The following is a 26,717-nucleotide window of genomic DNA, read 5'->3' on the forward strand; positions in this document are numbered from 1 at the left end:
TTTCATGATTCGAGAAGCGCTGTTAGCTGATGCTTCGGCATTATGCCAAATAAATCGTGATGAAATGGGCTACAATGTTTCAGTTGAATTTACAAAAGAACAATTAGCCTTATTGTTAAAAGACCAAAATCACCACTTAATCGCTGTCTTTGAGGATGATATGAATCATCAAGTGCTTGGATATGTCCATGCTGAGTTGTATCGAGAGCTGTATGCAGCGGATGTTTTGAATGTTTGGGGCTTGGCTGTTGCCACTGATCAGCAGGGAAAGGGGATTGGAAAGTCACTGATGCAGTGGCTTGAAGAAGAGGCCTTGAGTCGCAATATTCATGCAATTCGACTGAATTCAGGGGCCAACCGCCTTGGGGCGCACCGTTTTTATCAAAAGCTAGGTTTTGAAGAAGTAAAGTTGCAAAAAAGTTTGTTAAAGAGCTATAAATTTCTATGTCAATAAAAGCCATGCAATTTGTGCATGGCTTTTTTTAATTCAGACAAAGAGGGTGACTATCAATTTTTATTTGAGGGCCGCTAATGAGTAAATATTCGTTTTTCAACTAAAAATAAATTAATTTAAAAGAAACGTTCGCTTTTAAAAAGGATATTTTTATTAAATTCTATTGAATATTCGTTCAATATACCTGATAATGATTGAGTAAGCGAACGATAGATTTAAATTTTACCGATTTTATTGTTCAAATACGAATATTGTTGTTCTATTGTCGTTTTTAGGAGAGAAAAAAGAAAAATGAAAAAAATTCTTGTTGCTGCCGCGGTTCTAATTATTGCCATTGGTGGGTTTTTCGCCTTTACCGGAAGCGGGAAAAAGTCGCAGTCGACCTCTGATTCCAATAAGAAGTCGTCAAAGATGGACATGAAGGAATTAAATCTTCAGTTTGTGCCATCGATTAACTCCGATACCTTGGCAGCGAAGGCCAAGCCCTTAGAAACACTGCTTGGTAAGGAACTGGGCATTCCAGTGCACGTTTCTTTAGGAACGAACAGTAACAGCGTGATTGAAGCCTTGGGTTCAAAGAAAACGGACATGGCCTTCTTGTCACCGGATTCATATGTTCATGCTCACCAACTCTACGGTGCAAAAGCCATTCTTCAATCAACGCGTTATGGCATTAAGACCGATAATACGGGTGAATCAACTGGTAAACTGGTTAATAACTATCACGCCTTTGTCATTGTCCGTAAGGATTCTGGCATTAACTCAGTCAAGGATTTGAAGGGCAAGAAGATTGCCATGCAGAGCTCAACTTCAGCAGCCGGCTACGTCTATCCTGCCGTTGAGTTAAACAAGAAGGGCATTAACGTCGTCAAAGAATCGAAGCTCGTCCAGGTTAAGGGCCACGATCAAGCCGTTTTGTCCGTTTTGAACGGCGATGTCGACGCTGCCTTTGTCTTCGGTGACGCCCGAAACGTTGTTAAAAAGGATCAGCCTGATATCTTCGATAAGACGAAGATTCTGTACTCAACGGAAGGCATTCCAAACGATACAGTGACCGTTCGTAAGGGCCTCAGCTCATCTGATCAGGACAAAATTAAGGAAGCCCTGAAAAAGATTGCAAAGACTGACGAAGGTAAGAAAGTCTTGAAGAATATTTACTCATGGGATGGTGTTTCTGACACGAGTGATTCGAACTTTGATTCGGTCCGTGAAAACAACAAAGCGGTTGCTAAGCTTCAGTAAAAGAAAAACTAAATAAGTGGAGCAGATAACCAATCGGTTGTCTGCTTTTTTATTTGTCATTCTTTTTGAAAGGTGAAACTTCTTCAACAGACCATTAACTTTCGATAATATATATTATGTAAAGTAGAGATTTCTAGGTGAATTGCAACCCCTAAATTAACAACTTTTATTATTCGTTTAAAACGCCTGTGTTATGGGCTTTAAAAGTCGAAGAGATGCAGATACAAGCGTTCAACTCGGTCAGCACACGTTTCGGATTCCAGTGATGCCCGCCAATATGGAAACCGTCATTGATCAAAACCTAGCTGAGTGGTTATCCGCTCGTGGTTACTTTTATGTTATGCACCGATTCAATCCGAACCAGCGCTTTGACTTCGTTCAATCAATGCAACAAAAAGGATTGATTGCATCAATCAGTCTTGGTATTACAGAGGACGAATATCAATTAATTGACATATTTAAATCAAATAATATTACACCGGAATACAGCACCATTGATGTTGCCCACGGTCACTCCGATTACGTTTTTTAAATGGTTGCTTACATCAAGGAAAAGTTGCCAGAAACATTTCTAATTGTTGGCAACATGAGGACGCCTGAAGCAATCGTCGAAGCAGAAGCGGCCGGAGTCGATGCAATAAAGGTTGGCATTGATCCAGGGAAAGCATGTATCACAAAGGATAAAACCGGCTTTGGGACCAATTGTTGGCAGCTTGCTGCCCTTTCTCAGCGTGCACAGGTTGCGACGAAACCAATCATTGCAGACGGTGGTATTCGTCATCACGGGGACATTGCTAAGTCGATTCGTTTTGGTGCAACCATGGTGATGATTGGTTCCATGTTTGCCGGTCATGATGAGACGCCGGTGAAATTATCGAAAAAAACTGCAAAGCCTACAAAGCCTACTACGGTTCTGCTTCAGCTCGTCAAAAGGGAAATGAACACAACGTTGAGGGTCAAAGCCTCTTAGTCGAATACAAGATTCCCTCGAAAAGACTTTAAAAGCCATGGAGCAAGACCTTTCCTCTGCAATCTCATATGCTGGAGGAAAAAGTCTGACCAGTCTCAAAACGGTTGATTACGCTGTTTTAACGGATTACTAAACAAGAAGGCACCCGCTAATGCGGGTGATTCTTTTTGTTCGATGCTAGTTAATTCTAAGGCGCTTAAAAACCTCATCAATTCGTCTGAGGTGGTAATTATAATCAAAGGCATCTGCCAAGTTATCTGAGCTCAACTTTTGCTTAATTTCCGGCGACTCTTTGACTAATTTCTCGAATGAAATGCCCTTGTCCCACGCATTGGCAGTTAAAGGCTGAACCAAGTCATAGGCTGCTTCACGGCTCAACCCCGAGTCAATCAATTTCAACAAGACACGTTGGCTGTAAACCAAACCACCTGTCTTATTTAAGTTTTCTTTCATCCGGTTTGGGTAAACCTCAAGCTGGGCTAAAATTTTAGTAAAGCGGGTTAACATGTAGTCAATCAAGGTTGTTGCATCGGGAAGAACTATGCGTTCGACGGATGAGTGTGAGATATCCCGTTCATGCCAGAGTGTAATGTCTTCATAGGCTGGAACGAGGTATCCACGAAGAACCCGTGCCAAACCAGAGATATTTTCGCAACCGATTGGGTTTCGCTTGTGGGGCATGGCGGACGAACCCTTTTGTTTTTTGTCGAAGAATTCCTGAACTTCGCGAATTTCAGTTCGTTGTAAGGAGCGGATTTCAGTGGCAAAATTTTCCAAAGAAGAGCCAATTAAGGTGATCGTCGAAAGATAATCAGCATGTAAATCACGTGGTAGAACCTGACTGGTAATTGGTTGGTTCTTGAGGCCAAGCAAGTCACAGACTGATTCTTCGATGACCGGTGGGATGTTTGCAAAAGTCCCCACTGCACCAGAAATTTGACCAACTTCTACTGCGGAAGAAGCCCGTTCGAAACGCTTGATATGCCGTCCAATTTCGTCGTACCAGCGTGCTAATTTAACCCCCCAAGAAGTCGGTTCAGCATGAACACCGTGAGTGCGACCAATCATCACCGTATCTTTATATTGAACGGCCTGCTCTTTTAACAGTGCGTGAAGTTTTTTTAAATCTTCTAGAATGATTTGGTTGGCTTGCTTTAAGCGTAGCCCGTTTGCCGTATCGACGACATCGGTGCTCGTGACACCGTAATGGATCCATTTTTTCTCTGCACCAAGCGTTTCCGAAACTGCCCTTGTAAAAGCGACAATGTCATGGTGCGTCTGATTCTCGATTTCTTTGATTCTGTCCAAATCAAAAGAAGCGTTTTTCTTTATCGCCTTTAATTCATCAGATGATATGAGTCCCTGTTCGGCCCAGGCCTGATCAATGGCAATTTCAACTTTTAGCCACGCTTTATATTGGTTCTCCATCGACCATATTTTGGCCATGGCCGGGCGTGCATAACGATCAAGCATCATATTCCCCCATTCTCTTGAATAACTAAATTTTATCACAAAAATAACTTTATTGTTCGTTTTAATACGTATAAATCAATATATTTTTAATTTATTATCATATAAAATGAATAATATTCGTATAATTAACTTGTATTTTATTTTAACGTTCGTTATGATGGTCCTGTTGAATCGAATAAAAAAACAAGGAGTGAATCATGCCAGCAACTGTTATCGTTGGAAGTCAATGGGGAGATGAAGGAAAGGGAAAAATCACGGACTTTCTTAGCCAAAAAGCTGATTTTGTTGTCCGTTATTCCGGCGGTGATAATGCTGGGCACACCCTTGTACTCGGCGATCAAAAACTTCACTTACAGTTGATCCCGTCGGGAATCCTCTTAGCAAATGTCCAAAATGTCATTGGTAACGGAGTTGTTTTGAATCCCGAAACCCTTTTTAACGAAATTGATTACCTAGCTAAATACGAAATCGATGCAAAAAATCTTGTAATTTCCGACCGGGCACAGATCATTATGCCCTACCATCGCTTACTTGACCGGCTGCAGGAAGAAAAAAAGAGTCATAAACTTGGAACGACTCAAAAGGGAATTGGTCCTGCTTACATGGATAAAGTCGAGCGGATTGGGATTCGTGTTTGTGATTTGATTGATCCAGAGATTCTAAAAGTTCGTTTAAAAGCAACTTTATCAGCTAAAAACGAAATCTTAACGAATCTGTACGGGCAGCAAGCACTCGTTTTTGATAGTATTTATGAGACGTATAAGTCCTACGGTGAGCGGATGAAGCCCATGGTAACGGATACATCTTACTTGATTAACAAAGCCTTAGATGAAAACAAAAAGGTCCTTTTCGAAGGGGCTCAGGGATCCATGCTGGACATTGACCAAGGAACATACCCCTTTGTCACTTCATCACATCCCATTGCTGGTGGCGCAACTGTCGGTACGGGAGTTGGACCAACCCGTATTAACGAGGTTGTCGGGGTTGCCAAAGCATACACCTCCCGTGTCGGTGAAGGACCATTTCCGACCGAACTCCACGATCAAATGGCAAACACCATTCGCGAAGTAGCTCATGAATATGGTGTCGTGACCAAGCGTCCCCGTCGAATTGGCTGGTTGGATACTGTTGTTCTTCGCCATGCGGTTCGGATTTCTGGAATGACACAACTTTCCCTAAACTGTCTAGATGTCTTGACCGGTTTTGAGACCATTAAAATCGCCGTTTCCTATAATTTAGACGGTAAAATCATTGACCACTACCCGGCCAATAACCGAGAAGTTGCCCGTTGTATCCCAATTTACGAAGAACTACCCGGCTGGGAAGAAGACATCACGGGCGTCACCAATATTCAGGACTTACCGATTAATGCTCAAAACTATTTAATTCGGATTTCTGAAATCGTTGGCCTCCCCCTTCACACCTTTTCCGTTGGTCCTGAACGTGAAGCAACACATGTTCTAACTAAAATTTGGTAAGAAAAAAAGCCCATATTTAATTAGAAAGAACAAGACAGGAACCATTTTAACGTTCGATATTTTAAAATTGAAATAAAAACATCCGTTTTCATAGTACAACACATTCACTATTTTGGCGTTATATCCGGTTTTTAATGCTAACCGAGTTTCTACCGTCCGGCAAAAAGGACGACTATCACCAAGGGTTTTAAAGCGCGCTTGGGATTTTTTACGTGCTTTTTTGTTTCTCCCGATAGAGAGCTCTGTGTGTCATTTTTAGAATCGAGTATGACAGGGCTTCACCAACTCAAGGAGATATCATGGAAAACCCAACAAAACCACTTCCTACAGTCCAAGCGTTCCTGCTTGGACTCCAATACGTTCTAGCGATGTACGGTGCGACGATTGTTGCAGGACTGTTTGTAGTGCTGGTTGCTGGTAGCTTTTCTAGCTTACGTGACTTTTCCCACCCGTCGTCACTGGTTCATTGATTACCGTGATTGGGTTAAGTCTAACACCGATTGCTCTTCAGAATTGAGGAGGCGGCACAACAACTGTGAAAAGTTTCGGTTCCTATCAAAACTTGATTATTGGACTGATTACTATCATGATTACCTTAATCTTGATGAAATTTGCTAAAGTTTTTTTGAAAGCCATCTCGATTCTACTTGGGATTGTTTTAGGTACGATTTTTTCGTTCTTTTTCGGCGCTGTTTCACTTAAGCCGGTTGGGAATGCTGCTTGGTTCCACTTACCGGCCCCTTTCTTTCTAGGTATGCCGACTTTTTTCATGGTCCGCTTCCTTGACAATGATTGTGATCGTCCTGACTGCCATGATTGAAGCAACCGGTGTGTATTTTGCCCTCGCTGAAATCACTGGGCAAAATCTTAGTCAAAAAGATCTCGTCCGAGGCTATCGAGCAGAAGGACTTGCTGCCATTCTTTCAGGTATCTTTAACACCTTTCCCTACTCGACTTTTTCTCAAAACGTGGCTGTTATCCGTCTGTCTGGTGTGAAAACGAAACATCCGATTTACTACGCAGCCAGTCTCCTACTCGTTCTCGGACTGTTACCAAAATTCGGCGCACTAGCCACCATCATTCCAAGTGCTGTTCTTGGGGGCTCCATGCTGGTCACGTTCTCTACCATTGCGATTCATGGGGTTCAGATTCTCGGAAAAGTCGATTTAACTAAAAAAGGCAATTTGTTGACCGCCCGCCGGTCTTTCAATTGGCGCTGGACTTAGTATTGGTGCTGTCTCGACTTTTCTCAACCAATTTCCTGAAGCTTTCAAGTTGATCGTGACAAACGGTGTTGTCGTGACCACTCTTCTTGCCGTTTTGTTGAACCTTTTTTTGAACGTTGCCCAGACAACAATCAGAAAAACAAAACAAATCGTCAATAATGATAAAATAAAAAATTCATGAACTAGTTAAGGAAGTTACCATGAAAGAATTAGAAAAGAGAATTCAAGCCGATGGTCGTGTGCTTGGAAAAGATATTTTAAAAGTCGATTCCTTTTTAAATCACCAAATCGATCCCCAGTTGATGCAGAATATGGGGGAAGGAATTTGCTCGCCTTTTCGCCAGCCAAGGGGTGACGAAGCTTTTAACGATTGAGGCTTCTGGTATCGCACCTGCTGTCATGGCGGGACTGGCGCTGGACGTTCCTGTTGTTTTCGCCCGTAAGAGTAAATCACGAATCTTAACGGATGACGCCTTTACGGCTGATGTTTACTCCTACACCAAGCAGACGACAAACCAGATTCGCATCGACAAGCGCTTTCTAATAGGAGACGACCGTGTACTTCTAATCGATGATTTTTTAGCAAACGGTCAGGCTCTTCTAGGATTAAAGACGATTGCTGAGCAAGCGAATGCCGGCATCGTGATTGAAAAATCCTTCCAACCGGGTCGGCAAAACGTCCTTGACGCAGGACTTACTAATATTTCATTCACTGGCACATATTGCGGCTTTTGAAGATGGACAGGTAATCTTTATGAACGAAGAGGATGAGGAAGTAGATTATTAAAAGACTCGTAGATGAAAAAGGCAGCCCGTGTGATAACGGACTGCCTTTTACTTTACATTCTTACTTTCCCAAACTCTTTGAGTATTCTTTTGTTTCTTCTTCGTAACCTGGCTTGCCTAAGAGTGCGAACATGGCAGTCTTATAAGCTTCAACACCTGGTTGGTTGAATGGGTTGACGGCGAAGAGGTAGCCGGAAATGGCCACGGCTTTTTCGAAGAAGTAGATTAAGTAACCAAGTGTGTACTCGTCTTGCTTTGGCAAGTGAACGGCGAGGTTTGGCACACCCCCGTCAACGTGGGCAAGGACGACACCTTGGAAGGCCTTCGTGTTCACTTCGTCAATGGTCTTCCCTTCGAGGTAGTGAAGCCCGTCGTTGTTCCCCTCTTCGGTAGGGAGTGGCATATCAACGATTGGGTTATCCAATTTGACAACCGTTTCGAAGAGGTCACGACGACCTTCTTGGATGTATTGACCGAGTGAGTGAAGGTCGGTTGAGTAGTTGGCAGACGTTGGATAGATTCCCTTCTGGTTCTTACCCTCTGACTCACCCATCAACTGCTTCCACCATTCGGACAGGTATTGCATGCTTGGTTCCCAGTTCGTCAGCAATTCACTCGTGTAGCCCTTGTCGTAGAGGATTCGGCGCAAAGCGGCATAACGGTAAGCGTCGTTCTTCTTCAAATCCTCATTGTCGTATTCTCGTTCGCTGTCCCTAGCCCCTTGCATCAAGGAATCGATGTCAGCACCTGAGGCTGCGATTGGCAAAAGACCAACCGGAGTCAGGACAGAGAAACGACCACCGACACCGTCGGGAATGACAAAAGTCTCGTAACCAGCTTCTTCAGCTTCGTTATGAAGCGCACCACGCTGACCGTCGGTCGTAGCGTAAATCCGTTTCTTAGCACCCTCCTTACCGTACTTCTTTTCCAACAACTCCTTGAAGACACGGAAGGAAACGGCTGGTTCAGTCGTCGTTCCGGACTTAGAGATAATGTTCACGGAAAAGTCTTGGTCACCGATGGTACGGATGAGGTCAGTCAAATAAGCAGACGACATGGAGTTTCCGGCAAAATAGACTTTGACACCCTTGCGCTGTTCCTTGGCCAATTCGTTGTTAAACATTGGGTTCAAGAAATCGATGGCCATCTTGGCACCGAGATAAGAACCACCAATCCCGATGACCACCAAGACGTCAGAATCGGACTGAATCTGCTGAGCAGCAGCCTTGAAACGGTCCAAGTCAGCCTGCTTTGTATCCGTTGGCAACGTCACCCAGTCGGTAAAGTCGGCACCCGCACCCGAACGGTTTTCGAGTTGCTCGTGGGCTAACGATACCAATGGCTGAATTTCGTCTAATTCATGATCCGCAACAAAGTTCTTCACACTGTCGCTATTAAAGTTAATATATGACATTCTTTCTCTCCTCGCTTCCCTAATCCATCACCGGTCGATGGCAAAGGCGTGGCCCTCACCAACTTTTACGACTTTCTTAGCCAAGGAAAAGTCTCCGAGCGTAGCCGATCCGTTGTTCTCAATCTCTGGCATCGTGATGTACTCCTCCAAAGGTAGTACGTCGACGTAACCGTTTAACTCATCAGCAAAGTGCTCGCGAATCATGTTCAAGAACTCCGGTGACATCACCCCACCACCAAAGACAATCTTGTTTGGGCGAACCGTCAAAGTTGTTTGCACGGCAGCTTGGGCCAAGTAATAAGCCATGATGTCCCAGGTTGGGTCAGTAATCGGAACCTCTTTTCCGTTCTTACCAAGACGAGCGTCGAAAGTTGGGCCGGAAGCCAAGCCTTCCAAGCAGTCGCCGTGGTGTGGGCAGATGCCCTTGAAGGCTAAGTCGGCTGGATGGCGCTTGACTTTGACGTGGCCCATCTCCTGCAAACCGAGGGCCCCGATAAAGTGGCCATCAATCACAATTCCAGCACCAACACCGGTTCCGACCGTATAGTAAACCACGCTCTCAACGTCTTCGTCATGGCTTTTTGCAGAAACATATTCGCCATAGGCTGATCCATTGACATCCGACGTCAAAAAGATTGGCACGTTAATTTCATTTTTAATTTTATCAACAATGTTAATCCCCCGCCAGGCGACTTTCGGTGTTTTTTTCGTAATCACACCGTAGTCGGGATGGTTCAGGCGGACTTCAACAGGACCGAATGCGGCAATCCCAATGGCATCCAGTTCCGGAAAACGTTTAAAAAAGTCGACCGTTCGTTGTAACGTCTCTTTGGGATTCTTCGACGGAAAGGTTTCCTGATCAATAACCTTATAATTTTCATCGCCAACGGCACAGACAAACTTTGTTCCACCAGCTTCAACACTTCCAAGCAACATATTGTTTTCCTCCTATTGTCTATGTCTATATAGTAGCACTCTTTTGTTATAAATGAAAGCGCTTTCAATAAAATGTTAAATAAAAAGTCTAGCTTTGTTTTGACGTATACCCCCGAAAGTTATAATAACTTTCGGGGTATTTTTATGACTAAAATTTCTAAAGAAACTAAAATTAAAGCAATCAACGAGTATCTCCTTCATAGGCGGAAATGTTCACTGGCTTATGTTGCCCATAGATACGGTATGAGTAGAACTAATTTTCGAACGATGGTTGCCGCTTATGAGCACCACGGACCAACAATTTTTACTGATTCCCCAAAAATCACAGCTGATTTTCGGATTCAATTAGTTCGTTGGATGATTAAAAATCAGGCTTCTTATATTGAAATAGCTGCTCATTTAATGCCAGCTCGTAGCCAAATGTTTGGGTTAGCTAGATCATGTACCGCGTAAGCTGCCACGTATTGAATCATGACATAGCTGATAGTGGTTACAAAAACAATGGTACGAAAATAACTGTTTTGTGCAAATAGCTTAAGGTGAAAGTAAACAATCGTCAGAAAATCTTTCATTTTCTACCTCCTTAAACTGTTGGCCAAGGCAAGGTAGGATTCTTCTAACGTCGCCGGACGGTTAACTTTCGTTACGCCGGAAAGCTTAACAACACTTTCAACCGTGCCATCGTGAACGATTTTTCCAGCATCAATGAGCAAGACTCGGTCTGCCAAACTTTCAATTTAGCTCATGGTGTGACTAGTGAGTAAAATGGTCTTTCCATTGTCAGCGATCTTTCTAGTGAGGTCCCGGATTTCATGGGCAATTTCCGCATCTAATTCGTTCGTTGGTTCTTCTAAAAGAATGATGTTGGTATCTTTTAACAAGGCTCGAGCAATGTGTAATCGTTGCCGCATGCCACGAGAAAACTCACCAACGTGCTGATTTTGAACGTCTTGTAATTGAACGGTTGATAGCACTTCCTCAATCCTTTTTTTGCGCTCTTTTCTAGGAATCTTAAATAAAACCGAAAAGAACTTCAAATCATCGAAAGCGGAAGCACGGGCATAAAAGCCAAGTCCCCTACCAAAAACGGTAGCAACCTGGTTTTGAACTAATTTTGGCGACAAAGCGGCATCCTATCCATCAATAATTACGTGTCCAGCCGTTGGGCTAAGATATCCAGCAATCATCTTCACCGTTGTTGTTTTTCCAACACCGTTAGGGCCTAGTAAGGCAACAATTTCACCCTTTCTGATTTGGAATGAAACATCAGCCACGGCGGTAAATGGCTGTTTTTTTCTGACCGAAGTGTCGCTTTAAATTTTTAACTTCAAGCAAAAGAAACCTTCTCTCTGAACGACGCAACTCGACTTTTCATCAAAAGATGCAAACGTGCTACGACTTTTAAACAATTATGGCATTTTACTCATAAAAAGTCAATTAGTAAGATTAAACAAGCATTTCCAACAAAAAAAGGCAACGACCCCCAGGTTGTTGCCTTTTTTAAATAACTTGTCATTATCCTTCGGACTCAATCAACTGTGAACCAAGTTCGTAGTTGTGTGTGTAGTCAACTGGCACGTCCACAACAACTGGGCCATGGACAGCGAATGCTTCATCAAGCACCTTGTTCAAATCTTCAGGCTTATCAACGCGAAGACCCTTGGCACCGAATGCTTCGGCGTACTTAACGATGTCGATGTTACCAAAGTCAACACCGGCACATTCACCGTACTTCATTTCTTCTTGGAACTTCACCATGTCATAGTGAGCGTTATCGTTCCAAACGATGTGCACTGTATCCAAGTTCAAGCGAACGGCCGTCTCCAATTCCATTGCGGAGAAGAAGAAACCACCATCACCAGAAACGGAAACAGATTTGGCACCTGGACGAACCATGGCAGCCGTGATAGCCCATGGCAAACCGACACCGAGTGTCTGCATACCGTTTGAGATCAAGAAGTGACGAGGCACGTAAGACTTGAAGTGACGAGCCATCCAGATGTAGTGGGAACCGATATCCGTTGAAACCGTCATGTCATCCGTTACGTGGTTTTGAATGGCTTCCACGACATCCAACGGATGGATCAAGTTTTCAGAGGCAGGCGTGTAAGTAGGCTTATCTGCTTCAGCCAAATCTTCCTTCATTTCCTTCAAAACAGCTTGTCCGGCTGCTGGAATTTCGTAACCCTTGATGTCTTCTGCCAGCAAGTTCAAGCTTTGGCTAAGATCACCAATTAATTGACGCTTTGGCACAAAGTTGTTGTCGATTTCGACGGGCGTTGTATCCAAAGCCACAATGTTCAAGGTGTTTTCCTTGTTCCAGTTCCGTGGTTCGTATTCGATGGAATCGTAACCAACCGTCACAACCAGGTCAGACTTTGACAAGAGCTTATCACCCGTTTGGTTACGGAAAAGTCCTATACGACCAAAGAATGAATCCTTTTCGAGGTCACGTGAGATAACACCGGCACCTTGGTAGGTTTCAACAACTGGCAACTTTGTGTCACCCAACAAAGCGTGCAAAGCGTCAACCGTGTCATCATCAGAACCACGAGCACCGACCAAAAGAACTGGCAGTTCAGCCTGCTTGATTTGTTCAGCCAACCACTTCAAGTCTTCTAATGCAGCAGCCCCTTGCTTAGCAGCAGGCACTTCAGGTAAAGCTTCGATTGAAACCGGTGAATCATCGACATCTTGTGGCAATGAAACAAAGGCAGCCCCACGCTTTGCCCCGTTTGCAGCAGCAAAGGCGTTTGCGATGATTTCTGAAATGTTGTTTGGATCTTGAATTTCAGAACTGTAGTTTGTAATCGACTTGAAAAGTGACACAGAATCCGTTGACTGGTGAGTCAAACGGTTCAAGTCACGACGTGGTACTTGACCACCAATGGCTAAAACAGAGTCGTTTTCAGCACTAGCCGTCATCAAACCAGAAACCAAGTTTCCGACACCTGGACCAGAAGTAACAACCACAACACCGGTCTTACCAGTGATACGTGAAAAAGCTTGTGCCATGAAAGCCGCGTTTTGTTCGTGACGAGTCACGATCAACTTTGGCACCTTTTGCCCCGACTTTGGGTGGTCCAAAGTTTCAAACAAACGGTCAATCTTTGCACCTGGGATACCAAAGACAATGTCAACATCGTGGTTGACAAGGCTGTCGGTGACAATATCCGCACCAAATTTTTGTTCAGACATGTTTTTACTATGGGTTTTGATGAGAGAAAAGTCGAAACCCATGTTTCCTTTCATTTACATTCTAATTTATACGGGATTATGCTTATGACTCTGCGTCAGCAATGACACCGTTTAAGCTTGAAAGGTCCGTTAAGTCGGCCTTCTTGTAATCTTCGTTGTTCGTTGGCAAGTTAATCGTAACACCAGACAAAATCTGGATGGAAACATCAACGGACTTGAGCGTGGCGCCTAAGACATGACCACCGAAGTCCAAATTGTCAGATAAGAAGTGCTGGTGGAAACCAGGAACGCCAACACCTTGGAAGACAAGCGGTGTGAAGTAAACAACCATCGTCCCCTTCACGTCATCTTTGTCGAAAATAACCTGCGTCTTGGCAATTTCGCCAAGGCCTGGGTAAGGCTTTTCGGACTTGGCAGCGGCACGAGTCTCAACCGTCTTGAATTCACCGGTCATCTTAACGGCGAAGAAGAGGTTTTCAGTGCCAACTTCCTTCAGAATTTCCTTTTGCATATCGTCAAGCGTAATGTTATCAAAGTGCTTCAGTGGCTTGAAATCTGCTTGATGAACATCACCGAAAGCGATGGGAAAGTCACCAGCAACCTTGTTTACGTGTCCGTGAACGTCGACTTGGTAAGCCACACCGTCCAACATGATCAACTCACCATCGACACCAGCACCCGTTCCAATTCCAGTATTACCGGAAGCTAACACATCTTTAGCCGTTACAAAACCGTCGAGAAGACTCTCAACCAACATTTGCATCGTTCCAAATTGTACAACTGGTTTCATGTATTACCCCCTATCTTTATTTGTCAACTAAGTTTACCTATAAAGTCTACTCCTCCGAACACATTTTTGTCAATATTGTTAATAAAAGAGTTTATTTTTAATTTTTAAAAACTTTGTAAATAATGAGTCACCATGTCTTCTAAGGCCTGTTGCCAATCACCATCGTGCTTTTCTAAGTAGTGATTAATCTTTTTGCTCTGGTCTCGGTTTAGTTCGGTAATCATGGCCTGCCCTTCGTCAGTCAAGTACAGGTCTTTTATCCTGGGATCATCCTGTGATGGCCTTGTCTCCAATAGATTTCGTTCTTCCAAGTCCTTGTAGGGCTTGATAAATCCTTGCTTGCTAATTCCCATGATTTTCAAGACTTTTTAATGGTTGGCTTCGTTAAATGGCTCACCAAAAAAAGAATCCGGTGCTATGTTTTGGTTATGTGAAAGCGCTCCAAATCAATGTTTTGTGAAAAATCCTGATAGGTGAAGTAAATCATCGCAATATTGGACTCTTTAATTTTCTCTACCATGGTAACCTAACCCTTCCACTTCCACATCGTTTCGTTAGCTAAATATTAGCAGATTTGAGACAAAACAAAATGGTCCTCCCTTATGGAGAACCAGAAGAAGTTGATTTGTTTTTTTGAGAGAACCTTTGCAAACATTGTCTTTTTACGTCGTTGACCCATTCGGTAACTTGAATTAATGAACCCAAAGGCGATTAAGAAAAGCACGGTCAACCAGTAAGCAATGAGGTGATGACCTAGATTAAAATGTTCAAAAACTTCGTAAGTAGTTGAGATACTGTTTAGCAAACCATCCAATGAAACGTAGAACCAATCCGTTGACTTATCAAAGTACCGAAGAATATCTTTCAGCTCCCCTGAACTTAACCCTTCTTTTTGAATAATTTCGATGGATCGCCGTTTTTCATAAGCAATTTTATAGAATGGCAATACCCAATACCAAGAAGAGATTTTCGGATATTGGCGATCATCCTTGGTAAGGGCTCGAATTGTTGATTCCTGTTCTTCCAATTCCAATCAGGATTGATATAAAGGAAAGATGAAGAGTAGCCATTCTTCAATGAATGACAGAATTAACATGAACCGTTCCATAATTATTCCTCTACTTTCGGTATCGCGTTCGCTTCATTATTCTAGGCTTTCTAAAATAAACAGTCAAACAACGTCCAAAATTTTCAAAAGAAAAAAGCAATCCCCAAGGAGGATTGCTTCTAAATATAACGATTATTGATTCAACTTCATAAAATACTTCCGGACAAACCACTTCCGTAATTCTTCTAAGAGAACCAATGGGATTAGAATGGCAATCAGAAATAGCCACTCGGCCACACCTAGGGCGTGTGTGTTAAAGACGCCCTGTAAGAATGGTACATGGATAATCAGTGAAATTAGGAAGATTTCGAAGATGATTCCCGTAATAATATGTCGGTTACTGAAGAGGCCAATATTAACGACTGACGTGTACTTGGTACGAGCATTCATGGCCGCTGCAATCTGGCAGAAGACAATGGCCGCTAAAGTAATGGTGGTTGCTTCGGCATAAACGGAACCAGAGGCTGACAGTGCGTGCTTGGGCCAACCATAGGCGTAGTTCACGAAGAAGTAAGCAGCCGATGAAATTAAGGAAGCGACCAACCCGTATAGCGCGAAAGCTTTCCAAATAATGGACTTATTCAGTAAGTGTGCTTTTCGTGAACGTGGGGGTTCCTGCATAACACCAGGTTCACTCTTTTCAGAGCCCAACCCAAGCGCTGGGAGCATGTCCGTTCCCAAATCGATGGTTAGAATCTGCATAACTGTCAGTGACAATGGGATTAAGCCCCCAGAAAAGAGGAAGAGAACGGAAGGAAAAGATTCAGGGACGTTCGAGTTCAAGATGTAAAGTAAGAACTTTTGAATGTTACTGTACACCGTTCGTCCTTCCTCAATGGCGGCAATGATCGATGCAAAGTTATCGTCCGTCAAAATCATGTCGGCCGCTTCCTTGGCGACATCGGTTCCGTAGCGCCCATGGCAATACCAATATCAGCTTGTTGCAAAGCTGGGGCATCGTTGACACCATCCCCCGTCGACGCCACGATTTCGCCGTTCGCTTGATTAGCCTTCACAATACGGTATTTCTGTTCAGGAGCCACGCGAGCAAAGAGTACTTCACCCTTGACTGCCTCGCGTAGGTCGTCGTCGGACATGTTGTCTAGCTCATCTCCCGTGACCACGCGGGCCTGATCAGATACCAAAACAATTTTGACGGCCACTGACTTTCCAGTGATTGGTCCATCCCCTGTAAGCATGATGATGCGAGTACCTGCTTGGTGGGCCTTCTTCACCGCTGCATAGATTTCAGGAGTGGTGGAGCGGCCATGATGGTCAAGCCAACAAAAGTCAAATTCTGTTCCGTATTTTCGCCAGTGGCTTTCGATAAATCCTGACTTTCACTGTCTGACAAATCACGGTAAGCAACCGCTAAAGCACGGAATCCCTGCTTTGCATAGGATTCGTTAGCCGCTTGAATTTGTTGAACATCATTGTCCGTAATGTCCCGAACCTGACCATTCGTCAAAATGGAATTGGTCTTGGCCAAGATACCGTCCAGGGCACCTTTCGTGTAGAGAGTCAGTTGCCCTTTTTCGTTTTTATTAATCGTCGACATCCGCTTTCGATCGGAATCGAAAACCAACGTTTTCTGACGAGGATTTTGAACGTTCAGCTCGTCGCTGTTCAGCTGATACTTTTGAGCCAAAATCACGAGTGAGGCCTCGGTGGGCGTTCCCACAATTTGTGGTTGACCATCGGGCCTGTTCGCTGCTTTAACCGCCGTGTCGTTGTTTAAGGTCACCGCCTTTAACAATAAGTCTAGATCAGCATTTTTCCTGCTTTCACGGGTTGATTCCCATCCATCACCTGACCATTATTGACGTAGCCTTCGCCGAACACCGTAAAGACTTTGTCAGGAAGCCAGAAATTGTTAATGGTCATCTGGTTTTGCGTGAGTGTTCCAGTTTTATCCGAAGCGATGACGGTCGTTTCACCCAGTGTTTCGACACTGTTGAGATTCTTAACCAAAGCATGCTTCTTGGCCATTCGCTGGACCCCTGCACCAATGACAAAGTCACCGTGGGAAGCAAGCCTTCAGGGATAAAGGCCACCACCATTCCAAGGGCGAAGATGAAGGACTGGGCCACCGGATAATGAACAAAGAAAATCGCCACCAAGAAGAAGGCAGTTCCGATTGAAATGGCGATAATGGACAGTTGGCGGGTCAAACGGTTCAATTCGATTTCGAGTGGGGATGGCTTAGAATGCTGACCCTGAGTCAACTTGGCAATCTGTCCAAACTCCGTGTTCATTCCCGTGTTGATGGCCATGACTTTGGCAGAACCAGCAGAGGCCACTGTCCCGGCATAAACCAAATTTTGTTCAGCAAACTTGCCCTCCCCATGACGGTAGTCAGCTTTTTTGTCGGTCAGGTCAGACTCACCGGTTAAGGCTGATTCGTCAACTTGCAACGAATCGAAAGAAATGACCCGGGCATCGGCCGAGATGCTATCACCGGCAGAAATGACTAATAAATCACCCGGCACAATCGCGGCCGTGTCAATTTGCTGTGACTGGCCGTCGCGAATAACCGTTGCCTTGGTTGGCAACATTTTCTTCAAAGCATCCGAAGCCTTCTGGGCCTGGTTCTCTTGCCAAAAACTAAAGAGCCCGTTAATAATGTTGACGGCCCAGATGGCAATGCCCAATTCCAACATTTGGGCAAACATGGCGATGAAACCGGAAACCCAGAGTAGAATGGCCATCAAGCTGGTAAAGTTCTTCTAAAACTGCCACAGTTTATTTTGACCCTTTGCGGCAGTAATGACATCCGGCCCGTACTTTGCCTCTTGTGTTTTCACCTGATCGGCGCTGAGTCCATTGTCACTACTTGCTACTGTTTGATAGAACTGGTCAATGGGCATTTGTGCCAATTGATCGGAACTCTGCTTTTGACTAGGCATCGTTTTCCCCCTCCTTTATAGTTAAAAAACCCACAGAATAACTAACCATGTTCATTTTGACCATGAATACCCATTCTGTAGGCTTTGTTTGTCCACTAGTGGGCTAAGAAGTTAGCAGCCCTTCCCATTCGAAATCATGGCGTAAACTGATTCAACTAGCATACCGCCAGCCATGACGTACATAGCTAACATCCCCTGCATACTAGCTAAAAGATAAATCGTGTAAACCCAAACTAAGGCCATAATAAAATGGAAAATTCGATTAAATGACATGTCTCCCGCTCCCCTTTTTTGATGATTACTACTTGTGTGACCAAATCATAACATATTTATTACACAAATTAGAACTATTCTTGTATACTATCCGTAAATAGAGGAGGAAATACGATGACAGAATCAAAAAAGCCGATCTATAACGACTACTTTTTTAACGAATCCGCTTACGATTACCACGATGGCGGGTATGTACCCTTGGAGAAGTATGACTCCCCAACGGTACCGCTAAACATTCCAGAAATTCTAAAGCCGGATAAGGAAACAGATACCGATGTCTGGTTGACTGTTCACGCCCAACCTGGTGAAACCCAGATTGTTCCCGGTCCAAAGACCAAGACTTGGGGCTACAACCAAAGCCTGCTCGGTAAGACGATTGTCTTTAAGAGTGGTAAGACTTACCACGTGACTTTGAAGAACACCTTGCCGGAACTCACGACTTTCCACTGGCACGGATTGGACGTACCTGGTCCTTTCATTGATGGTGGTTGTCATGCCCCCGTTTACCCCGGTGAAGCAAAGGAGATCACGTTCAAAGTCGAACAACCCGCGTCAACTACATGGTTGCACGTCCACCCATGTCCATTGACTGGCTGGGACGTTTGGCACGGACTCGCTGCCATGGCCTACGTCAAGGATGAGCACGAAGCATGCTTGCCAATTCCACACAACTATGGTGTCGATGACATCCCTGTTGTCTTACAAGACCGTCGTTTCCATGAGGATAACCAGTGGGACTATGATGGCGACTACGATCCTGATGGAACCGCCGGTCCAACGGCCATGTTGAACGGAACTGTCAACCCTGAATTTGATGTCACAACCCAAAAGCTGCGCGTTCGTTTCTTGGATGGTTCCAACCGTCGTGAATGGCGCTTGCACCTATCTGACGACTTGGTCATGACCCAAATCGCTTCCGATGGTGGACTCTTACCAGAACCCGTCCAGATGACAAAGTTCATGATTACCTGTGCCGAACGTGCCGAATTCATCTTGGACTTTAAGGATTACAAGCCTGGTGACAAAGTCAGCCTGTACTCCGATGACATGCCAATCTTGACTTTCAACATCAAGGAATTCGCCAAGGATGACACCGAAATTCCAGAGCACTTGGCCGACACTTCATACCCTGATCCAGAACCAAACGCCCACGTGCACCAAGTGGTGATGTCTGGAACGGATGAAGAAGTCATGCTGAACGGTAAGAAGTTCGGTATGATGCGGATTGATGACCGGCAAGAACTTGGCAAGTCCGAGTACTGGGATATTACCAACACCAACGACTGCTGTGGCGGCATGCTTCACCCTTACCACATGCACGGTGGCTCCTTCCAAATTGTTTCGCGTAACGGTGAAGCACCTTACCCTAACGAATTAGGCTACAAGGACACGGTTTCCGTTAACCCTGGTGAAACGGTTCGAATCAAGATGAAGTTCAACTACGAAGGTGTCTTCATGTACCACTGCCACATCATCGAACACGAAGACGGCGGTATGATGGCCCAGATGCAAGTTTGGACCAAGGAAGAACCCGAAAAGAAGTACAACCTGATGGCCATGGACACGTTAATGAACGCCCTCGCCGAGGAACGCGGCTGCAAAGTCAGCGCATTAAAGATTTCAAGCCTTGAATCCTACAAGAAGATGGGCATGGACATGTGCTAAGCATTCCTTTAGCACATAAAAAAGAGCACGCCAAGATGTAAAAGTCGGAGCATGCTTTTTTCGTTTAATTAGGAAGATGGTATTAATCCTTATTTTTGTACTAATTCATCAATTAAGTCATTAACGACATTATCAACTGAAATCGGCTTTTACTTACTTGAGAAAAAGCCCAGTAACTTGAAGACAGGTGCTATTTTTGAAAGAAAATCATCGCGCCCACCACCAATGACTGACGTTGGATTAACAATGACAACTGGCAGACCAGAATCTTGGTATTCAGAAGCAATGTCGACCTTAGTCTGGATAAAACACTTTGGCCCAAGCTTTACCTGGACGAAGCCGAGTCCTTTAATCCGATATTTTCCCGCCAAAGTTAACGCATTCTGTGCTGGTAGCCAGTTTGTTTGCTTGTCTTTTTCAGCCGTGTTTTCAGGTCGACCAACAAGATTGATGACGTAATCAATTTTGTTGGGCACTTGTTCCTCAACCCAATCCAAATTGCGTACATCACCTACGAAGCTGTGAACACGTTGGTTGGCAACATCCCACTTCCCGGAACGAGATACTAAATCAAATTCAGCTTCTGCACTTTTCTGTAACCATCGGCTAATTAAGTTTTCCTAATATAGCCATTCCCACCTAAAACTAAAATGTTTGTCATGTCTTTTCTTCCAATCTTTCATTAATACCGCTATTCTAGTAGGTAGTGAGATTAGAAGAAGTACGGTTTCAATGAAAGTGTTCAAAATGACTAAACTTAGCACGAAGGATAAAATCTATCAGAGCATCATCAATCTAACGCTGGAAAAATTCTTAGAGAAACTATCCGTGGCTGAAATTACTAGGCATGCGGCCATCACCAGAGGAAACTTCTACAATCATTTCACTGATTTGACCGATGCCATTCAATCACTTGAGGATGAGCAATTAACGCAACTAACTACCATTCTTAAGGGCACAAGAGCTATTCATGGTGGTGATCAAAATGAAAAAGAATTTTACAAAGAAGTCTTGCTTCAAATTGAACGAAACAAGAATACCTATCAGCAACTTTTGTCTAATAACGGTGCCCTAAGTTTTTAAATAAACTGAAAAACTTCATTCGACCCTATCTTGGCATCGACCGCTTTGAACGGTCAAAACAAAATAAAATGATACCAAAGGGTTTTGCTGAAAACTATGTCTTTCATAGCATCATCGATAGTTTGGTTTATTGGCTGGAAGACAGCCCCGAAACACCAGTATCCGTTGTCGTTGACGTTCTCCTTAACACTCGTCGCCTTACTCCATTGGAGGTTTCTGGAATTAATTAAAAAACGTTCTATAAGTTTAACTTATAGAACGTTTTATTTCTTTATCGATGATAATGATACCTAACCGAAACGATGTATAAATCACCCTTTTCGACATAATAGATTAGACGATGTTCTTCTGATATTCGTCGTGACCAAAGTCCAGAATAGTCGCCCTTAAGTGGTTCGGGCTTTCCAATGCCATCAAAAGGATTTCGCATCACATCATGTAATAATTTACGAATGCGCTTAACTAATTTTTTATCGTTATCCAGCCACCACTCAAAATCATCCCAGGATTCGGTTGACCAAATAATCTTCATGCGTCCCACTCGTGAGTCTTGCCTTGACCAGCACGAAACGATTCAAGAGAACGATTAATGTGATCAACATTTGCTTTCGATTGACGAATATAGGCATTCTCAATAAGATTTTCATATTCATCCTGACTAATTAAAACAGCATTATCGTCAGAACGTTTTGAGGTAATGACAACGGCTTCTGCATCATCATTGACTAATTGCATGAAGCGTTTCAAATTGTTACGAACGTTTGAATAAGTAATTGCTTGCATAGCCAAACTCCCTTCAACAGTAATTAACTGTCCCAATTATCCAACACCCCTTCTTTTTTGTCAATATTTTGTACAATAAAATTAACGCATGATTAAATTAAAAAAGCCTCGAAGTCACCGACTTCAAGACCTCTTATCATCATTTTCAAATAAAAATCAACGCACTCATCACCACAATCAACGCGGTCATCACAACGTGAAAGCGCTTGTGATTGAGCAAGATAGCAATGTATTCACGAATCAATGCGTTTGGCAGGAAGTAAGAAGAAGTCTTCGCGCCAATACCGTTAATATTTAAACCAACCAAACGGGCGTATCCCGCAGCACGAAAGACGTGATAATCGTTCGTGGCAAAAATGCCCTTATCAATATCAAAGCCGTGTGCTTCCAGTAACTGCTTTGAAAAGAGCATGTTTTCGTAGGTATTTTTGGACTTGTCATCGACCAAAATTTTGTCAGCGGGCACACCATGTTCGACGGCGTATTCTTTCATGGCAACGCCCTCGGGTAGCTTCTCATCACCACCTTGTCCACCAGACATGACAATCGTCAGCATCTTGCCCGTCTTTTCAAACTGATTCTTTTGCAAATCAGTGGCGGCCTGGATTCGTGATCCCAGTAATGGTGACACTTTAGTACCACCAATTAAGCCAGAGCCCAATACGATGACGTATTCCTGGTCATCTTTTGGTCGAAAGACTTTGGTGATGAAAAAAGAGGTTAAGAAAGTCAGCACCCAAAAGAGCAGGTAGAGAACAAAAAGATTCGAAACGTTCTGTAAAAAAGCGATTGGTTTCGAATTTGGCCACCAGCTGTTTAGCAAACGGAATCCGGCTGGCACAATGATTAAAAGAAAGCCAATAATCAAGGTTAAGACATTCCCCAATGAATGACTTTCCCGGCGCCAAACAATCAAACCGTTAAAAATAAATAGGTAGGCCGACGTCGCCAATAACAAGAAGATTGGAATCGCAATGATGACTAAGAGCACGAGATAGCCACTCAGCAGAGTTGGCTGATTAAGCGAAACCAAAAGTAACGTCAGCGTTAGAAAGTAAGCGATAATGGTGATGTTGACAACAATTCCACAGAGCAGTCGGTAGCGATTTTTTTGAATTAAACGATGAGAAACATAGGTTAGGATGGCCGACAAAATGAGCGAAAAAATCAGCGGACCAGCCACCTGGCTAAATAAACGAGACATGAACAGCTCCTTCAGTTCTTTATCTTTGTAAGTTCATTATAAGGCATTTGAGTCAGGATGATAAGAAGCACGACCTTACAAAACAGTAAGTTTGCTGTTGCCGTCTTTGCTGGCCTTGACGTAGAAGTTAGTACCCAGAGGCAGGGTAAAAATCGGCTGTGTGTGTCCAAAATCCACGTCGTAAAGAACGGGGATGGTTTGCAAAACGGGATATTTGTCGAGGATTAATTGCAGATTCTCCTCAGACATTTGATTTATCACTGGAAAACGTCCAATGACCAAAGCAGCAAGATCGGGATGAAGTTGCAAAATCTGTGCTAGTTGACTCGAAAACTCAAGCGGACTGCCCCCTTTTGCTTGTTCAACAAAAACAACGGGATTAGCTACTTCAGGAAAATAAGTGGTCCCAGCCTGCAAATTGTAAGTTTGAATATTGCCACCTGTTGAAGTGCCCCTAGCCGAACCCTCATTGTAGGCTTTCCACTCCCCTGCTTTCAGCTGTCGTGCAAGAGAAGAATCGAACCACGCATCGGATGACCAGGATGCACTCGGCTTCAATTCAAAAGAATGATGGCTGACTGCTTCAAGAAAAGACTGACTTTGGTACTCCTGCAACTCGTCCATTTTAAAGGAAGAATAGGCCGGACCGTAGAAAGTCGCCAGGCCAGTTTTTGCTCGGATGGCATTATGCAAACTTGTCGTATCTGAATAGCCACAAAAGACCTTAGGATGTTTTGCAAGCAAATCATAGTCAATGTATGGCAATAACTCGTTCGAGTTGTTACCTCCAATGGTCGTCATGACGGCCTTCACCTGCTCGTCAAGAAAAGCATCGTGCAAGTCTGCAACACGGGAGGCAATGCTGCTTGAGTAAAAGACATCGTTTTCCAAAATATGCTGTCCAAAGCTGACCTGAAAGCCCAGTGCTTCCAAACGTTTCTTTGCCCGTAAATTTTTATTAAATCCACCAACACGGGCGATGGATGAACTGGGCGAAATAATCCGGATTTCATCCCCTTTGTTCAATAAAGTCGGTCGCTTAATCATCTACACACTCCCAATCAAAAGTTACTTAATTGTACTATACTTGAACTATCCGGAAAGAAAAGGCTAATTAGGAGGCAACATGACCAAACATCCATCCATCCATCCCCAGTCAAATTGAAGTTCGTGGCGGCCGAGTACATAATTTAAAAAACATCAACGTGGACATTCCACTCAATCAGTTTGTGGCCATTTCGGGACGCTCGGGTTCTGGTAAGTCCTCCCTGGCCATGGGCATCCTCTTTTCAGAAGGGTCCAGGCGCTACTTGGAATCCTTATCCACCTATACCCAAAATCGAATGGGCAAGGATACAGCGGCAGAAGTCGATTCGGTTCAATACATACCGGCAGCCATTGCCTTAAAGCAGCGACCGGCAACGCCGGGGGAACGATCGACTTTGGGCTCCATTAGCGAACTAGCCAATATTACTAGGCTAATCTTTTCACGCCTGGGTTCGCCTGTTTGCCCAAATGGCCACCGAATGGCCCCTTCCCTTGCCATTGCTCAGGCCATGAACGCCGCCGAAAAACCGGGTGAACACCATAACCAAGGGCAACTCACCTGTCCCGTTTGTGGCGTCCATTTTACGGCCTTTTCAGCTGAAGACTTTTCCTTTAATAGCACGGGTGCCCGTCCCACCTGTCACGGAACCGGACAGGTTCGTGAACTAGATGAACAGAAGTTGATTAAGGATGAGAATCTATCCATCAAGGACGGAGCCGTCGCTTCTTGGCACCTGCCTGGTCGTAATTTCATGCCCTCAATTGCCCAGACTTTGGGTGTTCGTATCGATGTCCCCTACAAGGATTTATCGGACAAAGAAAAGCAGATTGTCTTACACGGGGAAAAGAAACTCTACCCGGTTGACTTTCATACCTCAACTGGTCGCGTCTACCACTCGGACGGTTCCCTCTATGAAAACGCCTATGATGCGGTCACGGATTCACTCGCCAACGTCAAAAGTCAGGCAACGCTCAAAAAACTGAACAAATTCTACCATTTCTCCATCTGCCCAACTTGTCATGGTTCACGGTTAAATCCGGCTTTGTTAAAACAGACGGTCGACGGGCAAAACATCGTGCAGGTGTCCAATTTACCACTAGGAAAATTAGAAGGCTGGGCATCACAGACCTTTTCTTCCCTACCTAAAAACATGACAAAATTGGCCAAGACGCTCTTTCAAAACTTAACGGGAACGTTGCGCCCAATCCTTGAACTCGGTCTGGACTATTTAACCATGTCACGACCCGGCGCATCGCTTTCAACCGGAAGGTACAACGGCTACAACTGGCTAAAACAATCCGGGCCCAGACTACCGGTGTTCTTTATGTGCTGGACGAACCATCCATTGGACTACACCCGGATAACATTCGGGGCTTTATCAAAGTCTTTCGACAACTGATTGCACAAGGCAACTCGCTCGTCGTAGTCGACCACGAGGTAGACCTCATTGCAGCAGCCGACTGGATTATCGAGATTGGTCCAGGTTCTGGTGAGGCTGGCGGTCACGTCATTGATGCCGGAACACCAGGCGATTTAGCCAAGAAGCCAGCCTCACTCATTGCGCCATTCTTGACTGGGAAAGCCGACATCCTCCATCAAAAAGTCAATGCACAGGGTCAGGGCTGGACAACGCTCACGGTTGATCATTTTCATAATCTCAACAACGTTTCGGTAAAAATTCCAGAACACGAAATTTCGACAATCACGGGCTTTTCAGGAGCCGGTAAAACGTCACTGATTTTGGATAACCTCTTACCGGCCATTCAAGCCAAAAAAGCTGGGGATGGGTTGCCGAAAACGGTAAGTTCACTGACGACGTCAATAACTAATACGGTCGCCATTGATGCCAAACCAATCGGCCGGAATGCCCGCTCGACTTTGGCAACCTATACCAACATTATGGATGGTCTTCGGGAACTCTTTGCAGCTCAGCCAGCGGCGAAAAAAGCCGCCCTTACGCCAAGCGACTTTTCTTACAATAACAAGTCCGGAGCCTGCCCAACCTGTCAAGGATTAGGCGTAATTACGGAGGATGTGCAGTTTCTACCAGACATCGTTGAGACCTGTCCAACCTGTGACGGGGGTCGATACAACGAGAAAATCCAGACCATTTTCTGGCGGGGACATTCGATCGTCGACATCTTGAATTTGTCAGTTAAAGAGGCCCTCCCCCTGTTTCAGGATGAAGAAAAGATTGAACAAGAGCTAAAACTACTTGATGAGATTGGGCTTCACTACCTCCATCTTGGTCAGGCAACGCCTTCTCTTTCTGGTGGTGAAGCACAACGTCTGAAGCTTGTTTCCCATCTACACAAAAGTCAAAAGAACAGTCTCTTTGTCTTTGATGAACCAACGATTGGCTTGCACCCCTTAGATGTTCAGACACTGCTCGGTGTCTTGAACCGACTTAAAGAAAAGGGCGCAACTATCGTCATTATCACTCATGATCTTGATATGATGACCAATGCTGATTGGTTAATCGACCTCGGTCCACGCGGTGGCGACCAGGGGGGACGTGTCATGGCGATGGGCCAACCAAAAGAATTAGCTGAGCAATCCGACAGTTTAACAACACAGTATTTACACGAACATTTCGAAAAATTTCACCTTTTTAGTGAAAGTTCTTCAAAGTTAGATAACGAACGTTTATAATGAGAGTATTCGTTTTAAATACTTCATA

At 44.2% G+C, this 26,717-nt stretch carries 23 protein-coding genes and 5 pseudogenes; 12 read left to right on the top strand and 16 right to left on the bottom strand.

Annotation, left to right across the window (positions count from 1 at the left end):
* Positions 1-4 precede the first annotated feature (4 nt).
* The 3 genes and pseudogenes from G6R28_RS01920 (at position 5) to G6R28_RS01930 (ending at position 2,799) form a co-directional block, all read left to right on the top strand.
* Positions 5-454 (top strand): GNAT family N-acetyltransferase, encoded by a 450-nt coding sequence (locus G6R28_RS01920; RefSeq protein ID WP_213792554.1) that lies wholly within the window; start codon positions 5-7, stop codon positions 452-454.
* Positions 455-745: 291 nt separating this feature from the next.
* On the top strand, positions 746-1,696 hold the full coding sequence (locus G6R28_RS01925; protein ID WP_213792555.1) for a phosphate/phosphite/phosphonate ABC transporter substrate-binding protein: 951 nt from the start codon (positions 746-748) through the stop codon (positions 1,694-1,696).
* A gap of 193 nt (positions 1,697-1,889) precedes the next feature.
* Positions 1,890-2,799 (top strand): annotated as a pseudogene (locus tag G6R28_RS01930) (GMP reductase).
* Between the two features lie 44 nt (positions 2,800-2,843).
* Here the strand turns inward: G6R28_RS01930 and purB are convergent.
* The gene (gene purB / locus G6R28_RS01935; protein WP_213792841.1) at positions 2,844-4,139 is read right to left on the bottom strand and encodes an adenylosuccinate lyase; all 1,296 of its coding nucleotides are present in this window, start codon (positions 4,137-4,139) and stop codon (positions 2,844-2,846) included.
* A gap of 197 nt (positions 4,140-4,336) precedes the next feature.
* Here purB and G6R28_RS01940 point away from each other — a divergent pair, with 197 nt between their 5' ends.
* From G6R28_RS01940 to G6R28_RS01950, 5 genes and pseudogenes are all read left to right on the top strand, one after another.
* Complete coding sequence (locus G6R28_RS01940; protein ID WP_213792556.1) at positions 4,337-5,617, top strand: adenylosuccinate synthase; 1,281 nt, start codon at positions 4,337-4,339, stop codon at positions 5,615-5,617.
* Between the two features lie 299 nt (positions 5,618-5,916).
* Entirely contained in the window at positions 5,917-6,087 is a 171-nt protein-coding gene (locus G6R28_RS06550) for a hypothetical protein (protein WP_238479225.1), read from the top strand.
* A 116-nt stretch (positions 6,088-6,203) separates the two neighbouring features.
* Positions 6,204-6,437 carry a solute carrier family 23 protein gene (locus G6R28_RS06615; protein WP_274381074.1) on the top strand — a complete coding sequence of 78 codons (234 nt, stop codon included), beginning with the start codon at positions 6,204-6,206 and terminating at the stop codon, positions 6,435-6,437.
* Positions 6,406-6,843 (top strand): solute carrier family 23 protein, encoded by a 438-nt coding sequence (locus G6R28_RS06555; RefSeq protein WP_274381064.1) that lies wholly within the window; start codon positions 6,406-6,408, stop codon positions 6,841-6,843. The genes G6R28_RS06615 and G6R28_RS06555 overlap by 32 nt, the downstream gene beginning before the upstream one ends.
* A 200-nt stretch (positions 6,844-7,043) precedes the next feature.
* Positions 7,044-7,630, top strand: a pseudogene (locus G6R28_RS01950) (xanthine phosphoribosyltransferase).
* A 60-nt stretch (positions 7,631-7,690) separates the two neighbouring features.
* On the opposite strand, the gene G6R28_RS01955 reads toward G6R28_RS01950, so the two are convergent.
* Together G6R28_RS01955 and G6R28_RS01960 are read right to left on the bottom strand one after the other, a co-directional pair.
* Positions 7,691-9,043: a glucose-6-phosphate isomerase gene (locus G6R28_RS01955; RefSeq protein ID WP_213792557.1), complete on the bottom strand. Its 1,353-nt coding sequence runs from the start codon at positions 9,041-9,043 to the stop codon at positions 7,691-7,693.
* Positions 9,044-9,070: 27 nt separating this feature from the next.
* Positions 9,071-9,979 (bottom strand): ROK family protein, encoded by a 909-nt coding sequence (locus G6R28_RS01960; protein WP_213792558.1) that lies wholly within the window; start codon positions 9,977-9,979, stop codon positions 9,071-9,073.
* Positions 9,980-10,051: 72 nt separating this feature from the next.
* On the opposite strand from G6R28_RS01960, the gene G6R28_RS01965 reads away from it, so the two are divergent.
* Positions 10,052-10,432, top strand: coding sequence for a transposase (locus G6R28_RS01965; RefSeq protein ID WP_213792559.1), 381 nt, complete (start codon positions 10,052-10,054; stop codon positions 10,430-10,432).
* Between the two features lie 122 nt (positions 10,433-10,554).
* Here the strand turns inward: G6R28_RS01965 and G6R28_RS06640 are convergent, their stop codons facing one another.
* The 8 genes and pseudogenes from G6R28_RS06640 to G6R28_RS02000 form a co-directional block, all read right to left on the bottom strand.
* A complete protein-coding gene (locus tag G6R28_RS06640; protein ID WP_338017251.1) occupies positions 10,555-10,707 on the bottom strand; it encodes a hypothetical protein in 153 nt (50 codons plus the stop codon).
* Between the two features lie 9 nt (positions 10,708-10,716).
* Positions 10,717-11,253, bottom strand: a pseudogene (locus tag G6R28_RS01970) (ABC transporter ATP-binding protein).
* Positions 11,254-11,494: 241 nt separating this feature from the next.
* On the bottom strand, positions 11,495-13,177 hold the full coding sequence (gene alsS / locus G6R28_RS01975; RefSeq protein WP_213792560.1) for an acetolactate synthase AlsS: 1,683 nt from the start codon (positions 13,175-13,177) through the stop codon (positions 11,495-11,497).
* Positions 13,178-13,259: 82 nt separating this feature from the next.
* Positions 13,260-13,967, bottom strand: coding sequence for an acetolactate decarboxylase (budA, locus tag G6R28_RS01980; protein ID WP_213792561.1), 708 nt, complete (start codon positions 13,965-13,967; stop codon positions 13,260-13,262).
* Between the two features lie 104 nt (positions 13,968-14,071).
* On the bottom strand, positions 14,072-14,320 hold the full coding sequence (locus tag G6R28_RS01985) for a MarR family winged helix-turn-helix transcriptional regulator (RefSeq protein ID WP_213792562.1): 249 nt from the start codon (positions 14,318-14,320) through the stop codon (positions 14,072-14,074).
* Positions 14,321-14,532: 212 nt separating this feature from the next.
* On the bottom strand, positions 14,533-15,000 hold the full coding sequence (locus tag G6R28_RS01990) for a hypothetical protein (protein ID WP_213792563.1): 468 nt from the start codon (positions 14,998-15,000) through the stop codon (positions 14,533-14,535).
* A gap of 207 nt (positions 15,001-15,207) precedes the next feature.
* Positions 15,208-17,981 (bottom strand): annotated as a pseudogene (locus G6R28_RS01995) (cation-translocating P-type ATPase).
* A 111-nt stretch (positions 17,982-18,092) separates the two neighbouring features.
* A complete protein-coding gene (locus G6R28_RS02000; RefSeq protein WP_213792564.1) occupies positions 18,093-18,254 on the bottom strand; it encodes a hypothetical protein in 162 nt (53 codons plus the stop codon).
* 114 nt (positions 18,255-18,368) lie between these two features.
* Between G6R28_RS02000 and G6R28_RS02005 the strand changes: the two genes are divergently transcribed.
* Positions 18,369-19,919 carry a multicopper oxidase family protein gene (locus G6R28_RS02005; RefSeq protein ID WP_213792565.1) on the top strand — a complete coding sequence of 517 codons (1,551 nt, stop codon included), beginning with the start codon at positions 18,369-18,371 and terminating at the stop codon, positions 19,917-19,919.
* Positions 19,920-20,068: 149 nt separating this feature from the next.
* Here the strand turns inward: G6R28_RS02005 and G6R28_RS02010 are convergent, their stop codons facing one another.
* Positions 20,069-20,395, bottom strand: coding sequence for an NAD-dependent epimerase/dehydratase family protein (locus tag G6R28_RS02010; protein WP_213792566.1), 327 nt, complete (start codon positions 20,393-20,395; stop codon positions 20,069-20,071).
* Positions 20,396-20,651: 256 nt separating this feature from the next.
* Between G6R28_RS02010 and G6R28_RS02015 the strand changes: the two genes are divergently transcribed.
* Positions 20,652-21,002, top strand: a complete 351-nt coding sequence (locus G6R28_RS02015) for a TetR/AcrR family transcriptional regulator (protein ID WP_213792567.1) — start codon at positions 20,652-20,654, stop codon at positions 21,000-21,002.
* Positions 21,003-21,273: 271 nt separating this feature from the next.
* On the opposite strand, the gene G6R28_RS02020 is transcribed toward G6R28_RS02015, so the two are convergent.
* From G6R28_RS02020 to G6R28_RS02035, 4 genes are all read right to left on the bottom strand, one after another.
* Positions 21,274-21,534, bottom strand: a complete 261-nt coding sequence (locus tag G6R28_RS02020) for a Txe/YoeB family addiction module toxin (protein ID WP_213792568.1) — start codon at positions 21,532-21,534, stop codon at positions 21,274-21,276.
* Positions 21,531-21,785: a type II toxin-antitoxin system Phd/YefM family antitoxin gene (locus G6R28_RS02025; RefSeq protein WP_213792569.1), complete on the bottom strand. Its 255-nt coding sequence runs from the start codon at positions 21,783-21,785 to the stop codon at positions 21,531-21,533. Before G6R28_RS02025 ends, G6R28_RS02020 begins: the two co-directional genes overlap by 4 nt.
* Positions 21,786-21,930: 145 nt before the next feature.
* Positions 21,931-22,989, bottom strand: a complete 1,059-nt coding sequence (locus G6R28_RS02030) for a YdcF family protein (RefSeq protein ID WP_213792570.1) — start codon at positions 22,987-22,989, stop codon at positions 21,931-21,933.
* 75 nt (positions 22,990-23,064) lie between these two features.
* Positions 23,065-24,036, bottom strand: a complete 972-nt coding sequence (locus tag G6R28_RS02035) for a S66 family peptidase (RefSeq protein WP_213792571.1) — start codon at positions 24,034-24,036, stop codon at positions 23,065-23,067.
* Positions 24,037-24,125: 89 nt separating this feature from the next.
* On the opposite strand from G6R28_RS02035, the pseudogene G6R28_RS02040 reads away from it, so the two are divergent.
* A pseudogene (locus G6R28_RS02040) lies at positions 24,126-26,689 on the top strand (AAA family ATPase).
* Positions 26,690-26,717: the final 28 nt, after the last annotated feature.

Origin of the sequence: Fructobacillus papyrifericola (genome assembly GCF_018437235.1) — a bacterium.
Classification (GTDB): domain Bacteria; phylum Bacillota; class Bacilli; order Lactobacillales; family Lactobacillaceae; genus Fructobacillus; species Fructobacillus papyrifericola.